This window comes from Streptomyces natalensis ATCC 27448 (assembly GCF_000935125.1).
Classification (GTDB): Bacteria; Actinomycetota; Actinomycetes; order Streptomycetales; family Streptomycetaceae; genus Streptomyces; species Streptomyces natalensis.
In genome coordinates, this window is sequence record NZ_JRKI01000029.1 from 842,445 (window position 1) to 855,958 (window position 13,514).

Sequence of the window (13,514 nt, forward strand, 5' to 3'; positions counted from 1 at the left end):
ATCAGAAGGGCCCTAAGGCTCGCGCCGACCCACCGGACAGGCCCTAGAGATCGCCCGCCAGAACCCTGGCCAAGGAGGTCTCGGGGCGGGCCTCGGTGCCCCGGCGGTAGGCGTCCGCATACGCCTTGTCGCCGATCGCGGCGCGCGCCCGCTGCTCGCACTCCTCGCGGACGGCGCGCAGTTCGGGGGTGCCGCGCTGGGGGTGCCCGACGGTGCGCCAGTAGGCCTGGCCGGTGCCGTAGACGACGGCGGCGCTCTCGCCGTTGCCCTGGGCGGCGACCGCGGCGGCCAGCAGGTCCAGGCCGAGGGCGATGCCGAAGTTGTCGCCGATGGCCTGTTTGGCGGCGAGCATGGCGCGGGCGTGTCCGGCGGAGTCCTGGGGGCGGCCCTGGAGGAGGGCGATCAGCGAGAGCTGGTAGTCGGCGTAGGAGCGGGCCCAGTACTCGCCGTGCGCCACGCAGTCGCGGCGCAGTTCGGCGGCCTCGGCGCGGGCCTCGGTGAGCTTGCCCAGGGCGGTGAGCGCGAAGATCCGCACGATGTGGCAGCGCAGCCGGGCGGCGGAGTCGAAGGGGGCGTCCGGCATCGGGCCGAGCACATGGTCGGCGACGGTGTACCCGGCGAGCGGACGGCCGGCCATCAGATGGGTCAGGCCCACCAGATAGCCGGCCGCGAGCATCGCCTCCGCATCGCCCTCCTCGCGGGCGGCGCGCGAACACTGGCGGCCCAGTTCGTCGGCGGTGTCCAGATCGCCCTGGAAGAGCAGGGCGACGCCGAGCATCCACAGCGCCCGGGTACGGGCCGGGCTCGGGGCCAGGCGGGCGGCCAGGGCGCGCTCAAGATAGCCGCGGGCCTCGTGCAGATGGCGGCAGCAGCTCCAGAAGAAGCCGATGCAGGCGCTGAGTTCCTGGGCGCGCTCGGGGTCGGCGACCAGGAGGTGGTCGAGCGCGGTGCACAGGTCGACATGGGCCTCGGCGACCCGTTCGTACCACCGGACCTGGTCGGGGCCGAGCCAGCCGGCGTCGGCCCGGCGGCCGAAGCCGAGGAAGTGCTCGGCGTGCCGGTCGGCGAGCGTCCCTACCTCGCCCAGTTCCGCCAGCCACAGCCGACCGTACTCGCGCAGGGTGTCGAGCATGCTGAAGCGCTGCCCCTCGCGGCTGATCACCGACTTGGCGGCCAGGCCGGCGAGGGCGGTGCGGACGTCCTGGGGGCTCAGCGGGCCGCCGGCGCAGACGGACTGGGCGGACTCCTCGTCGAAGGTGCCGCGGAAGACGGACAGCCGGGCCCACAGCAGCCGCTCCAGCGGTGCGCACAGCTCATGGCTCCAGCCGATGGCGGTGCGCAGGGTGCGGTGCCGCGGGGGGCGGGCCGACGGATCGCCCGCGAGCGCCTCGAAGCGGGAGTTGAGGCGTTCGGCGACCCGCTCGGGGGAGCTGTCCGCCAGCTGGGCGCCGGCCAGTTCCAGGGCGAGCGGGATGCCTTCGAGACGGCGGCAGATGGCGGCGGCGGCCACGGCGTGCGCCGGGTCGGTGAGGCGGAGGCCGGGTGCCGCGGCCCCGGCGCGCTCGCGGAAGAGGGCCAGCGCCTCGTTGTCGCCCTCCACCGACAGCGGTTCGACCTCGGTGATCCACTCGCCGACCACGTCCAGCGGCTGCCGGCTGGTGATCAGGACGGTCAGCAGCGGCGCGGCCGTCAGCAGATCGCCGATCAGGTCCCGGCAGGAGTCGACGAGATGCTCGCAGGAGTCCAGCACCAGCAGCATCCGCTTGTCCGACAACCAGTCGCACAGCGCGGCCACCGGCATCCGCGCGGTGTGGTCGGACAGGCCCACGGCGTCGCAGACGGCGGCCGGCAGCAGCCGGTCGCCCTGGAGCGGCCACAGGTCGGCCCAGCGCACGCCGTCCGGATGACGGGTCGCCGCGGCGGCCGCGGCCCGCATCGCGATGCGGGTCTTGCCGACGCCTCCGGGGCCGGTGAGGGTGATCAGCCGGTGCTGCGCCAACTCGATGTTCACTCTGCGCAGTTCGTCCCTACGCCCGACGAAACTGGTGGATTCTTCGGGAATATTGCTCGCCACCGGCCCAGTTTGCCCCACGCGGCCCCGGGAAGGGGCCGTGACGTACCCGTTCGCCCGATGGCGTGCGGTGGCGCACCACGGCGTCAGGGCAGGCCGCGGTGGTACGGGCGGGGCGCGGTGTCACCCGATGGTTTGCCGTGACGAGGTTGACGTCCGTCCCCCGCCCGCCCCCGGGCCGCCGTCCCGGCCTCACCCTTGCACAACTCCCCCAAGGAAAGGGCTAGTTGTGCTGTCGGCACGTCCGTCCGCCGGGCGGAGGTCCGGCGCGGCGTACGGCCCTTGTCGATGATTTGTGCGCGGGTTCCCCCGACCAGACCGGGGCGGTCCGGGGCGGCCGGTGCCGTGTGCGGGTCGGCGTCCGCGAGCCGGCCGAGCAGATCGAGGAAACGGTCCTGGTGGGCGGCGAGTTCGCACTCCTCGTACAGCGCGGGGTTGGCGTCGTGGTCGATGCGCAGACCGGCGCCGTGGGGGCGGCGGTGCAGGGTGAGAGTCATATCGTCGACGGCGCCGGCGGCGAGGTGGTGGATGGCGGAGGGCGCCCCGGCGAAGGCGGGGGCGTCGTCGCCGTGCAGGAGGTGGATGCGCGGTCCGGTCAGCCGCCGGTGGCCGGGCAGGCCGAGGTCGCGGCGGATGTCCTCCGGGCGGTAGCGCTGGTGGCGGCGGGCGGCGCGGACGGCCAGGACGGTCTGGCGGGTCAGATCGGCGAAGGTCGCCCCTGCAGGCACGGCCAGGCGCAGCGGCAGCACGGTGCCGACGGCTCCGGGGACGCGCAGCGCGGTGGCGCTGATCCGGCCGCGCAGCGGGAGGCCGAGGACGACCTCGCGGCTGCCGGTGGCCTGTGCGAGATGGCATGCCTGCGCGGTGATCAGGACGTCGGGCCAGGTGGCGCGGACGGCGGCGGCCAGGGCGTCGATCCGCTGGGTGAGTTCGGCGCCGAGGTGGGCGGTGGTGCGCAGGGGTGTACGGGCGGCGGGGGCGCTGCGGCCGGCGAGGGTGGGGGCCTGCGGGCGGTCGGCGAGGGCGTGCCGCCAGTAGGTGCGGTCGGCGTCGTAGCCCTCGCCCGCCCGGTACGCGCGCTCCTCGGCCGCCAGGTCCGCGAGCCGTCCGAAGGGGCTGGGGCCGGGGTCCTCCCCCGCGGCGAGGGTGGTGTAGAGCTGGGCGACGCGGCGCAGCACGAGGGTGAAGCCGTGGCCGTCCAGCGCGAGGCGGTGCACCCGCTGGTACCACAGCCAGCGGCGTGCGCCCACCTGGAACAGGGCGTGCCGGAAGAGCGGTCCGGCGGCGAGGTCGAAGGGGCGGGCGAGGTCGTCGCGCATCCAGGCGCGGGCCACCGCGTCCGGATCGCCCAGGTCGAGAAGGGTGGCCGCGTGCAGGGCGAAGCCGTGGCCGGGCGGCTCGATCTCGACCGGGAACTGCCGCGGCCCGTCGGGCGTTTCCTCGATGCGCAGCCGCAGCGCATCGCTCTCGCCGACGGTCCGGTGCAGCGCCTCGGCGAAGCGGACGGCGTCGAGCGGGCCGTGGATCTCGACGCAGGCCGCAGTGGTATGGGCGGGGCTGTCCGGATCGCGGGCCTGCGCGTGCCACAGGGCGCGCTGGGCGGCGGTGAGCGGGGCAGGCAGAGGGCTCGGCATGGGGGGCCTTTCGCGGCGGCGGAGAAGGGGGACGGGGTGCGGCGTGCGACGTGCGGGGTGGGATGACGGGTTACGACGAGGGGCGGGTCGGTCAGGCGAACTGTGTGGCGCCGCCGTCGACATAGAGGTCGTGCATGGTGATGTGGCGGGCGCGGTCGGAGACCAGAAAGGCCACCGCCTCGGCGATGTCGAGGGGTTCGGCGATCCGGCCGAGCGGGGTGTCGCTGTGCGGGGCCTGGAGGTCCCCGTAGGTGCAGCCGGGCGAGACGACATTGCAGCGCACACCGCTGCCCGCCAGTTCCAGGCCGAGGGATTTGGTGAAGAGGGTCGCGGCGGCCTTGGACGCGGCATACGCGGCCAGTCCGGCCCGCGGCACGCCGGCCGCATGGGAGCCGACGGTGATGATGCTGCCGGCCCGGCGGGCGGTCATTCTGCGGGCCACGGCGCGCGAGAGCCGGAAGACACCGGTGGTGTTGACGGCGAACGTGTCGTCCCAGTCCTGGTCGGTGAGGTCGACGACGGACGCGGTGCGCAGCACGCCGGCCACGTTGACGAGGATGTCCAGGGGGCCGACGGTGCGTTCGGCGTCGTCCACCAGGGCGTCGACTGCCGCGCGGGCGGTGAGGTCGACGGCGCGGGCGGTGATGCGCGCCCGCCCGTAGGCGGCCTCCAGGGCGGCGATGCCGTGCGCGTCCTGGTCCACGGCGATCACCCGCGCGCCCTCCTCGGCCAGCAGCCGCGCCACGGCCTCGCCGATGCCCCGCCCGGCGCCGGTGACCAGCGCCGTACGCCCGGAAAGCTCGGAATCCCACACGCCCGCATCCCCTCGCCACGAATCAACTTAGGCAAGCCTAACCTAATGCGCGGCGCGATGGTCGGCGGCCGCCCGCCCGGACCCCGCCAAGGAAGCCAAGAGGTCGAGGCGGTCAAGGCGGGCAAGGAGGCGAGGAGACTAAGGAGGCGAGGCGGTCAAAGAAAGCCAACGGCGTTACGGGCGGGGCACCTTGTGTTACGGCCGACGCCGGGCAGGGCACAACAACGCCTGTGACGTCGCAAGCCCCGTCCCCCGCCCGCGATCCGTCCGTACTCCGCCGCCGAGCCGCTCCGGGAAGGGAGGGACACCCCGTGTCCCGCGACGACGACCGCCAAACCGGCGACCACACCGGGCAGTTCCGGCAGGGCGCCGGCTGGCTACTGCTGGCCGCCGCACTCGGCGGGCTGGGCACCGGCATCGCCCTGGGCGAGGCCCTGCCGCTGGCGGGCGGGCTGGTCCTGGCCGGCGTCTCCGGGAACCTCCTGACAGCGAGCCGCCGGCCCACCCGCCCCGAATGAGGGCGAACGGGCCGGCGGAGGTGCCACAGGCTCCGTACGGACCTGTCTCATACCGCAGGGACCTGCCTCATGTCGTACGGCGACTCTTCGCGGCCGCACCGATGCACATCGCCCCGAGCAGCAACGTCAGCCCTCCGATCACGATGTTGTTCCAGATCACGCCCGCGTCCGGGCCGGTGCCGACGATCCAGGGCGCGATGATCAGCCAGGCACCCATGGCACACATGGCGCCGCTCAGGCCGTACATCCGGTCCGGGGTGACGGTGAACCCGACCGCCAGCAGGGCGATGGCGATGCCGAGGATCAGGTTGTGCGTCAGGAGTGCGGGCTGCGAGGTCGCGTAGTGCACGATCCATGGGGATGCCGCGCAGTACAGGCCGACCAGGAACACCGGCCCGTCAACGAGGACCACATCACGCCCGCCGAGGACTCGCTCGTAACGAGCCTGCATCTCAGAAACATCGGGGTGACCTGCAAGATCGCCCCTGTGGTGCGAGAGGTCGGCCATCCGACTCGCCTCCTTCGTTCTGCAAGCCTGGCCGTATCGCGGCATGAATACCGCGCACTCTTTATTTTGCGCTTATGTCGCCTTTATGTGTAGACGGGCGACCGAGTTTCTGCGGACCCGAAGGTGACGCGTACCGGCGAGCCCGGTCAGCGCGTGCTCCCCAGCCCCAGATTCCAGCGCCCGCCCCGGCCGCTGAGCTCGGTCACGGACAGCGGCGGAACGTCCAGCCGCCAGAACGTCTCCGGCGGGAGCCGCAGCGCGGCCACCACGGCGGCGCGCACCATCTCCACCTCCACCACGGCCAGCACCCGCCCGGACGTGGCGGCCAGCCCCGCGAGCCAGTCCCCGGCCCGTTCGCACAGCGCATGCAGCGATTCCCCGCCGTGCCCGGTGAAGCCGGGGTCGGACAGCCAGGCGGACACCGCCTCCGGTTCCCCTTCGCCCACCTCGGCCAGGGTCCGGCCCCGCCACCGGCCCATCGCCCAGCCGGGCGGCCCCGGCTCGGGCGCGGGCTCCGCCGGCAGCCCGAGCTCCTCGGCCGTCCGACGGCACCGGACGGACGGCGCGACCACGATCCGGGACGCGGCCGGCCACGATCCGGCCATGGCGCGCGCCCGCCGCACCCCGGCCGCACCGAGCGGCCCGTCGTCGTCGAACCGCACCGCGCGCTGCGCCTCGCCCGCCGCAGGTGAGATCAACATCACCCGAGTTGTCATGCCCGCTTCTCCCGCTCCCGAACGGCAACGTCAACACATATCCCGCCAAGGGAAGTTGACTCAATCATGCGCCCCTCCCTGCCCCTGTCCGCCCCCTGGATGACCTTGGCTCGCCGGTCGGTTCGCGGTAGCGTCCCGATGATATTGACGATGACATGACGGAAGCCGGTGGGATCCCGGCGCGGTCGCGCCACTGTATGTCCGGTTTTGACTCAGCCCCACAGGGGCCGGGACCGGGCAAGCCAGACCCGCCATGTCGTCCGGCGCTCCATCCACCAGGGACGCGAGTTCCCTCTCACAGGAGGTCCCCCGCCATGGCTCAGACCATCGCACCCCCGGCCACCGGCACCGCCGCCCCGGCCCCGCTCCCCCTCAAGGCAATCGCCCCCTGGGCGCTGTTCGTCGGCGTCCTGATGCTGGTCCTGCTCTACTTCATCGGCGCCGAGCAGGGCGCCACCTCCGTGATGTCCGGTTCGGACGTCCACGAGTGGGTCCACGACGGACGCCACCTCCTCGGCTTCCCCTGCCACTGAGCCGGCGCCGTTCCATGAACTCCGTCACCATCAGACATCTCCTGACGCGCGGCATGCTCGCCGGTCTGGGTGCCGGTGTCCTCGCCCTCGTCGTCGCCTATCTGCTGGGCGAGCCGAGAGTGGACGCCGCCATCGCCTTCGAGGAGGCGCACAGCCACGAGCACGAGATGGAGGTCGTCAGCCGCGGTCTCCAGTCCACGGCGGGGCTGGCGACCGGTGTGCTCCTCTACGGCGTCGCCCTGGGCGGGATCGCCGCGCTGGCCTTCTGCATCGCACTGGGCCGGATCGGCCGCTTCGGCCCCCGGGCCACCGCGGCGCTGCTCTCCGGCGCGGCACTGCTCGCCGTCTACCTCGTACCGTTCCTGAAGTACCCGGCCAATCCGCCGTCCGTCGGTGAACCCGACACCATCGGCAAGCGCACGGCCCTGTACTTCCTGATGATGCTGCTCAGCGTGCTGCTGGCGGTCGCCGCCACGATACTCGGGCGGCGGCTGGCACCCCGGCTGGGCAACTGGTACGCGACGGTGGCGGCCGGCGCGGCGTTCGGCGTCGCCATCGGGCTCGCCTATGCCTTCCTGCCTGCGGTCAACGAGGTTCCGAAGGACTTCTCGGCAACCTTGCTGTGGCAGTTCCGGCTGTCGGCGATCGCCGTCCAACTGGTGCTCTGGACCGCCTTCGGGCTGCTCTTCGGGCATCTGGCGGAACGCGTGATCGCACCGGAGCGGGCCACCGCGCCCGCCGAGGCGGCACCCGCCGCATCCTGACGGCCGACGCCGCAAGGGGAGGGCCTTCGGACCCTCCCCTTCGGTGTGTGCTCACGACAGCCCCGGGATGCCGTCCAGATGGGGCAGATCATGGTCGAGGCGTTCCCGTTTCGCCCGCAGATAGCGGATGTTCTCCGCCCCGGGCGGCATCAGCAGAGGGACCCTTTCGTCGACGGCGATGCCGTGCCGCAGCAGCGCCGCCCGCTTGCGGGGGTTGTTCGACAGCAGCCGTACGGAGGCCACGCCGAGGTCCTGGAGAATTCCGGCGGCGACGCCGTATTCCCGGGCGTCGACGGGCAGTCCGAGCGCGATATTCGCATCGACGGTATCGAGCCCGTCCTCCTGGAGTTTCATCGCCCGGAGCTTGGCCAGCAGCCCTATTCCGCGGCCCTCATGTCCCTGGAGATAGACGAGAATTCCGCGCCCCGCCGCCACGATCGCCTCCAGCGCCGCGGACAGCTGGTCGCCGCATTCGCAGTGCGCGGAGGCGAAGACATCTCCGGTCAGACACTCCGAATGCACCCGGGTCAGCACCCGCTCCCCCGCCACCTCGCCGTGGACCAGGGCCACTTGCTCCGTTCCGCTGCGCAGGTCGAGATAGCCGACGGCCAGGAATGCGCCGTGCGCCGTGGGGAGGCGGACCTCCACCACCCGCTCGACCCGGGAGCCGGCATCCGCCACGACAGAGGCATCGCTATGGGGGTCCGTCATGGCGCGATCGTACCGGCGGGGGCGGCCGGTTGGCAGGGATTACCGTCCTGCTTATGCTGCGACGGCCCGGCAAGTGAGCGCGACGAAAGGCCGCAACCCCCCATGACCGCATCGGCATCCCGGAATTCGGCCCGTGGGCTGCTCCCGGCGGACACCACCGAGGAGGTACGGGCGCGCCGGCCGCGCTGGGCCTTCCTGCCCGTCGGCAGCTTCGAACAGCACGGCCCGTTCCTGCCGTTGACCACCGATACGGTCATCGCCTGCACCATCGCCGAGGAGCTCGCCGCGGCCCATCCGGGCCTGCTGCTGCCCCCGCTCACCGTCTCCTGTTCCCAGGAACACGCCTCCTGGCCGGGCACCATCAGTATTTCCGCCCGTACCCTGCACAGCGTCGTCACGGACATCGCCGATTCCCTCCGGGCCTCTGGTATCCACGCCCTGATTCTGGTGAACGGACACGGCGGAAATTACGTACTGCGCAATGTGGTTCAAGAATCCGGCGGCACGGGGATCCGTATGGCACTCTTCCCCGGCGCGGCCGACTGGGATGCGGCGCGCAAGCGGGCGGGGGCGGGGACCACCGCCCACAGCGATATGCACGCCGGCGAGGTGGAAACCTCCCTCCTTCTGCACGCCCATCCCGCATTGGTGCGCCCCGGATACGCCTCGGAGGAATCCGCGGACCATATCGCCGATGACCGCAGGCATCTGCTCACCCTCGGCATGCCGGCCTATACGGAATCCGGGATCATCGGCCGCCCTTCCCTCGCCTCCGCGCAGAAGGGCGAAATGCTGCTGGCCGGGCTGATCGAGGCATTCGGGGCCTATACCGCGCTCTTCGGCATGGAGGCGGAAAACCATGGCTGAAGCGCTCGACGCGGAGGCGGCGTGGGAGCGGCTGCGCCGCATCCGTACTGCGGCGGATGCCGCGGCCGCCGGGCTGGTGCCGGACTCCGCGTCCGGTGACCGGGCACCGGACGAAGGCGAGGCGCGGCAGAGCGACGACGGCCCACTGCGGTGGGCGGGGCCCGCCACGCCCGGGGCGGCGCGGCTGGCCGAACGCTATCTGCCGCTGTGCCTGGCCGGTCCCCGTATCGCGTTCGCCCAGCTCGGGCAGAGCCTGGACGGCTTCATCGCCACCCGTACCGGCGATGCGGACTATGTCACCGGTGAGGAGGACCGCCGCCATCTGCACCGGCTGCGGGCGCTGGCCGATGCGGTGATCGTCGGGGCCGGGACCGCGGTGGCGGACGATCCGCGGCTGACGGTGCGCGCCTGTGCGGGCGACAACCCGGTGCGGGTGGTGCTCGATCCGCGGGGCCGGGTGCCGCGCGGGCGCCAGGTGTTCACCGACGGCGAGGCGCCGACGGTGTGGGTGGTGGGCCCGGAGGGCGCCGGGCGGGCGCGGGCGGCGGCGGGGTCGTGCGGGGCCCGCGGCGATGCCGACGGCTGCGGCGTGGACATCCTGGTGCTGCCCGACGCCGCGGCCTTCGCCCCGGCCCGGCTGCTCGCGGTCCTGGCACGGCGCGGGCTGGGCCGGGTGCTGGTCGAAGGCGGCGGGGTGACCGTTTCACGGTTCGTCAGCGAGCGTGCGCTGCACCGGCTGTATCTCACCGTCGCCCCGGTCCTGCTCGGCGACGGCGTACCCGGCCTGCGGTTTCCCGGTACGCCCGTGATGCGCGACGCGCTGCGCCCGCCGCTGCGCCGCTCGCCGCTCGGCGCGGACACCCTCTTCGAACTGGAGCTGGAGGCGCCGGGCGGAGAGTGAGGTACGGCGCACCGCCCCGCCTGCCTTACGCGCCCCCGCCCGCCTTTTCGGCGAGGGCCGGCGCAGGCCCCGCCGCGGCCAGGTCCGCCGCTCGCCGGGCAAGCAGTCCGGCCGCCCAGCGCACCACCAGCACCCCGGCCCCCGGCAGGCTCGCGGCGAACGCCAGCACCCCGTAGACCACGGCCGAGGCGAGGCCCTGCGCCGCGCCCAGCCCGGCCGCGCCGAACGCCCAGGCCGCGACGCCTTCCCGCGGGCCCCAGCCGCCGACGTTCAGCGGCAGCGCCATCGCCAGCAGCGCCAGCACCACGAGCGGTACCAGCTCGGCCACCGGTGCGCTCACCCCAGCCACCCGGGCGGCCAGCACAAACATCGCCAGGTACCCCGCGAGGACCACCACGGACGAGAGCGCCACCCCCGGCCAGCTCTCGCGGGCGAACAGGGCGCGGCGGGCCTCGGCCAGCGCGGTGCGGACGGCCCGCCCCGCGCGGGACGCGCCCCGGCTCCAGTACGCGACGGCAACCGCCGCCGAGGCCACCACGGCCGCCGAGACCCACCCCGCGGGCGTGCCCAGCAGTTGGCCGGCCTGCGCAAGGGCCGGGGACGGCCGGACGAGCAGCACCGCGGTCCCGGCCACCAGCAGGACGAGCTGGCCCGCGGTGCGTTCCAGGACCACGGCGCGCACACCGCGGCCCAGGTCTCCGGCGCTGCGGCCGTGGCGCACCGCGCGGTGGACGTCGCCGAGCACCCCGCCGGGCAGTGCGGCGTTGAGGAACAGCGCACGGTAGTAGTCCGCGACGGCCCGGCCGAGCGGCAGCCGCAGACCGAGGCCGCGGGCCACCAGGCACCAGCGCCAGGCGCTGAAGACCGTGGTCAGCAGGCCGAGCACGAGGGCGGACAGCAGGGTGGGGGCGTCGATACGGCGCAGGCCGTCCAGGAAGGCGCCAGATCCCAGACGCCACACCAGCACCCCGAGGATGCCCGCTCCCCCGAGCATCCTCAGCCACGCCCAGACGGACCGTTTCCTCATGCCGGCCGGCCGCGTCATCCAGCGGTGCCGGGGCGCGGTCCGGGCAGTGCCAGCAGGTCCGTGTGGTGCACGGTGACCGTCAACTCCCCGGCCGCGCAGGCCGCCAGCCGCCGCGCCAGATACGCCTGCGCCCGCTCCCCCAGCTCCGGCCGCTGTTCGCACGCCGCGTCCACCCAGCCGTGCAGCCAGGCGGTGGTGAGTGCGTCCTGCGGGCTGCCGAGCCGCCAGGGACTGGACCGCGTCAGCACCGTGGCGCCCTGCCGTCGGAACGCCGTCGTGGCCGCCGCGGCCGCATCCGGCCCGAGCAGCCGCCGCCCGTCGCCGTCCGTGCGGCGCTGATGGTCGTTGAAGGCGGCGCCGAGCGCGTCGTCGAGCGGCTCGTACGGCGTGAGGTCAGCGCGCCCGGCGACGGAGAGCGCCAGCAGGGCGGGGCACCCGGCGTCGGTGCAGGCCGCGGCGAGCGCCGCGACCTCGTCGGCGGTGAGCAGATCCAGCAGCGCGGAGGCGGTGACCAGCGAGGTCCCGGCGAGTTCCGCAGCGGTCAGCCCGGTGAGGTCGCCGCATGCGGTGGCGGCCGTCACGGCGCTGCCGTCGGCGGCGGCCGTGGGCATCGCGTCCGCGGCGCGGGCGAGCAGTGCGGGGTCGTGGTCCTGGAGGATCCAGTGCTGCGGGCCGGGAAGCCGGCCGGCGAGCCAGCGGCCCATGGAGCCGGTGCCGCAGCCCAGATCGCGGATCATCGTCGGCTGCTGCTGTCCGTCGCGGGCGGCGGGCAGCGCCGCACGCAGCGGCCCAAGCAGGTCGGCCGCCCGCGCGGCGGCGTCGGCGGGCTCGCGCAACTGGAGCCATTCCGGGGCGAACCGGGGCCGCCCGGGCGCCGTCATGCCTCCGCCTCGGGCGCGCGGCGAAGCCGTTCGAGCACCTCGGCCAGTCGGTGCGTCGTCATCTGCCACCCCTCCAGCATGGCACGGCGGTCCCGCGCCGCGATCTTCAGCCGCTGCCGCAGCTCGGCGTCGGTGAGCCAGCGGCGCAGCGCCGCGGGGAGCGCCGCGGGGTCGTCGGACGGTACGAGGAGCCCCGGCAGGCCGCCGTCCGGGGCCCGCCCCAGGGCTTCCGGAACGCCGTCCACGGCCGTCGCCAGGACGGGAATGCCCCGCGCCAGCGCCTCGGTGACGACCATTCCGTAGGTCTCGGCGTACGAGGCGAGCACCAGGAGATCGGCGGCCGCGTAGCGGGCCTCCAGCTCGGCACCCACCTGCGGCCCGGAGAACCGGACCCGATCGCCGAGTGCCAAGTTCTCCGTCATTTTGTGCAATTGGGAGACATGGTCCGGGTTGTCGCGTAGGGCGCCCACGCATTCGCCGGTCCAGGGCAGATCCGCGACGGCGGCAAGAGCGTCGATCAGACGGCGGTGCCCCTTGCGCGGTGTGACGGCGGCGACGCACAGCAGCCGGGTGGCGCCGTCCGTCCCGGGCGCGAGGGGCGCGGGGTCGGCTCCGGGCGTGGCGACATGGACCCGGTCGGCGGGGAGCCCGTGCAGCGCGACCAGCCGCCGCGCGGCCCAGCGGCTGGTGGCCACCACGGCCCCTGCGGCGTGCAGCGCGCGGCGCTCCCGGGCCGTCAGCTCGCGGGCGACGCCGGGGGCGAGGCCGGTTTCGTCGCCCAGCGGCAGATGCACCAGGACGGCCATCCGCAGCCGGCCGGCCTCGGGCGCGAGGACCTCGGGGACCCCGCAGGCCACCAGGCCGTCCAGGAGGACGACGGCGCCGTCGGGCAGCGCGGCCAGACACCGCGCCAGTTCGCCGCGCGCCCGCGCATCCGGCCGTGGCCAGCTCCCGCGCAGGGCGTATGCACGCACGCGCCACCCGGCCGCCGGGAGCGCCGCGCACACCCGCCGGTCGTAGACGTTCCCGCCGCTCGGCGCGGCGAGGGCGTCCACGTCTCCGGGCAGCACACAGTGCACCAGGCGCTCGGCGGCTCCCGGGCCGGGGCGTGTCACAGAGTGCGCTCGTATGTCGCCCAGGCGATATGCGATTCGTGCAGGGTGACGGATATACCGGACAGCTCCCGGGCGCTTTCCCCGAGGTTTCCGGCGTGTACGCGGTCGGCAAGGCGGTCGGCGATCACTTTGGCCAGGGCCTCCGTCGAGGTGTTGATGCCGGCGAAGGCCGGCTCGTCGTCGAGGTTCCGGTAGTTCAACTCCGCGATCACCCCGCCGAGTTCCTGAGTCGCCAGGCCGATGTCGACGACGATGTTGTCGGCGTCGAGTTCCGCGCGGCGGAAGGTGGCGTCCACCACGAAGGTTGCGCCGTGCAGCCGCTGCGCGGGGCCGAAGACCGCGCCGCGGAAGCTGTGGGCGACCATCAGGTGATCGCGGACGGTGATGCTGAACACGGTGGATCCTCCGGTGTGCTGACGGTGCTGGCGGGTTGGGAGGGTGTGAGGGCTGCGGC

General features: G+C 73.8%; 15 protein-coding genes. 5 read left to right on the forward strand and 10 right to left on the reverse strand.

Annotated elements, in window-relative coordinates:
* Nucleotides 1-43: 43 nt before the first annotated feature.
* From SNA_RS23185 to SNA_RS23195, 3 genes are all read right to left on the reverse strand, one after another.
* Complete coding sequence (locus tag SNA_RS23185) at nt 44-2,074, reverse strand: ATP-binding protein (protein WP_044366483.1); 2,031 nt, start codon at nt 2,072-2,074, stop codon at nt 44-46.
* Between the two features lie 83 nt (nt 2,075-2,157).
* Nucleotides 2,158-3,705: a condensation domain-containing protein gene (locus SNA_RS23190; RefSeq protein ID WP_030067322.1), complete on the reverse strand. Its 1,548-nt coding sequence runs from the start codon at nt 3,703-3,705 to the stop codon at nt 2,158-2,160.
* Nucleotides 3,706-3,796: 91 nt separating this feature from the next.
* Nucleotides 3,797-4,519, reverse strand: a complete 723-nt coding sequence (locus tag SNA_RS23195; RefSeq protein ID WP_030067323.1) for an SDR family NAD(P)-dependent oxidoreductase — start codon at nt 4,517-4,519, stop codon at nt 3,797-3,799.
* A gap of 311 nt (nt 4,520-4,830) precedes the next feature.
* Between SNA_RS23195 and SNA_RS23200 the strand changes: the two genes are divergently transcribed.
* Entirely contained in the window at nt 4,831-5,037 is a 207-nt protein-coding gene (locus SNA_RS23200; protein ID WP_044366486.1) for a hypothetical protein, read from the forward strand.
* Between the two features lie 67 nt (nt 5,038-5,104).
* Here the strand turns inward: SNA_RS23200 and SNA_RS23205 are convergent, their stop codons facing one another.
* Both SNA_RS23205 and SNA_RS23210 read right to left on the reverse strand, forming a co-directional pair.
* Nucleotides 5,105-5,545 (reverse strand): SPW repeat protein, encoded by a 441-nt coding sequence (locus tag SNA_RS23205; RefSeq protein WP_030067324.1) that lies wholly within the window; start codon nt 5,543-5,545, stop codon nt 5,105-5,107.
* Between the two features lie 146 nt (nt 5,546-5,691).
* Nucleotides 5,692-6,261 carry a histidine phosphatase family protein gene (locus SNA_RS23210; protein ID WP_044366487.1) on the reverse strand — a complete coding sequence of 190 codons (570 nt, stop codon included), beginning with the start codon at nt 6,259-6,261 and terminating at the stop codon, nt 5,692-5,694.
* Between the two features lie 314 nt (nt 6,262-6,575).
* Here SNA_RS23210 and SNA_RS23215 point away from each other — a divergent pair, with 314 nt between their 5' ends.
* Together SNA_RS23215 and SNA_RS23220 are read left to right on the forward strand one after the other, a co-directional pair.
* Nucleotides 6,576-6,794, forward strand: a complete 219-nt coding sequence (locus SNA_RS23215; RefSeq protein WP_030067326.1) for a CbtB domain-containing protein — start codon at nt 6,576-6,578, stop codon at nt 6,792-6,794.
* 14 nt (nt 6,795-6,808) lie between these two features.
* Nucleotides 6,809-7,558, forward strand: a complete 750-nt coding sequence (locus SNA_RS23220; protein WP_044366489.1) for a CbtA family protein — start codon at nt 6,809-6,811, stop codon at nt 7,556-7,558.
* 51 nt (nt 7,559-7,609) lie between these two features.
* On the opposite strand, the gene ribA is transcribed toward SNA_RS23220, so the two are convergent.
* Nucleotides 7,610-8,269 (reverse strand): GTP cyclohydrolase II, encoded by a 660-nt coding sequence (gene ribA, locus SNA_RS23225; protein WP_044366491.1) that lies wholly within the window; start codon nt 8,267-8,269, stop codon nt 7,610-7,612.
* Between the two features lie 102 nt (nt 8,270-8,371).
* Here ribA and SNA_RS23230 point away from each other — a divergent pair, with 102 nt between their 5' ends.
* Together SNA_RS23230 and SNA_RS23235 are read left to right on the forward strand one after the other, a co-directional pair.
* Nucleotides 8,372-9,136 (forward strand): creatininase family protein, encoded by a 765-nt coding sequence (locus SNA_RS23230; RefSeq protein WP_030067330.1) that lies wholly within the window; start codon nt 8,372-8,374, stop codon nt 9,134-9,136.
* Nucleotides 9,129-10,037: a RibD family protein gene (locus SNA_RS23235; RefSeq protein WP_030067331.1), complete on the forward strand. Its 909-nt coding sequence runs from the start codon at nt 9,129-9,131 to the stop codon at nt 10,035-10,037. Before SNA_RS23230 ends, SNA_RS23235 begins: the two co-directional genes overlap by 8 nt.
* A 25-nt stretch (nt 10,038-10,062) precedes the next feature.
* Here SNA_RS23235 and SNA_RS23240 read toward each other — a convergent pair whose 3' ends face one another.
* Genes SNA_RS23240 through SNA_RS23255 form a run of 4 tightly spaced genes read right to left on the reverse strand, consistent with a single transcriptional unit; the run spans nt 10,063 to nt 13,455 of the window.
* On the reverse strand, nt 10,063-11,082 hold the full coding sequence (locus SNA_RS23240; RefSeq protein WP_104532037.1) for a lysylphosphatidylglycerol synthase transmembrane domain-containing protein: 1,020 nt from the start codon (nt 11,080-11,082) through the stop codon (nt 10,063-10,065).
* Complete coding sequence (locus SNA_RS23245) at nt 11,079-11,945, reverse strand: class I SAM-dependent methyltransferase (protein WP_044366493.1); 867 nt, start codon at nt 11,943-11,945, stop codon at nt 11,079-11,081. Before SNA_RS23245 ends, SNA_RS23240 begins: the two co-directional genes overlap by 4 nt.
* Entirely contained in the window at nt 11,942-13,060 is a 1,119-nt protein-coding gene (locus SNA_RS23250) for a glycosyltransferase family 4 protein (RefSeq protein WP_052808966.1), read from the reverse strand. The genes SNA_RS23245 and SNA_RS23250 overlap by 4 nt, the downstream gene beginning before the upstream one ends.
* A complete protein-coding gene (locus SNA_RS23255; protein ID WP_030067337.1) occupies nt 13,057-13,455 on the reverse strand; it encodes a 6-pyruvoyl trahydropterin synthase family protein in 399 nt (132 codons plus the stop codon). Before SNA_RS23255 ends, SNA_RS23250 begins: the two co-directional genes overlap by 4 nt.
* Nucleotides 13,456-13,514: the final 59 nt, after the last annotated feature.

Coding starts and splice junctions, on each gene's coding strand:
- SNA_RS23190 (WP_030067322.1), bottom strand. CDS start 3,705: ATGCCGAGCCCTCTGCCTGCCCCGCTCACCGCCGCCCAGCGCGCCCTG.
- SNA_RS23220 (WP_044366489.1), top strand. CDS start 6,809: ATGAACTCCGTCACCATCAGACATCTCCTGACGCGCGGCATGCTCGCC.
- ribA (WP_044366491.1), bottom strand. CDS start 8,269: ATGACGGACCCCCATAGCGATGCCTCTGTCGTGGCGGATGCCGGCTCC.
- SNA_RS23205 (WP_030067324.1), bottom strand. CDS start 5,545: ATGGCCGACCTCTCGCACCACAGGGGCGATCTTGCAGGTCACCCCGAT.
- SNA_RS23210 (WP_044366487.1), bottom strand. CDS start 6,261: ATGACAACTCGGGTGATGTTGATCTCACCTGCGGCGGGCGAGGCGCAG.
- SNA_RS23230 (WP_030067330.1), top strand. CDS start 8,372: ATGACCGCATCGGCATCCCGGAATTCGGCCCGTGGGCTGCTCCCGGCG.
- SNA_RS23235 (WP_030067331.1), top strand. CDS start 9,129: ATGGCTGAAGCGCTCGACGCGGAGGCGGCGTGGGAGCGGCTGCGCCGC.
- SNA_RS23240 (WP_104532037.1), bottom strand. CDS start 11,082: ATGACGCGGCCGGCCGGCATGAGGAAACGGTCCGTCTGGGCGTGGCTG.
- SNA_RS23215 (WP_030067326.1), top strand. CDS start 6,576: ATGGCTCAGACCATCGCACCCCCGGCCACCGGCACCGCCGCCCCGGCC.
- SNA_RS23245 (WP_044366493.1), bottom strand. CDS start 11,945: ATGACGGCGCCCGGGCGGCCCCGGTTCGCCCCGGAATGGCTCCAGTTG.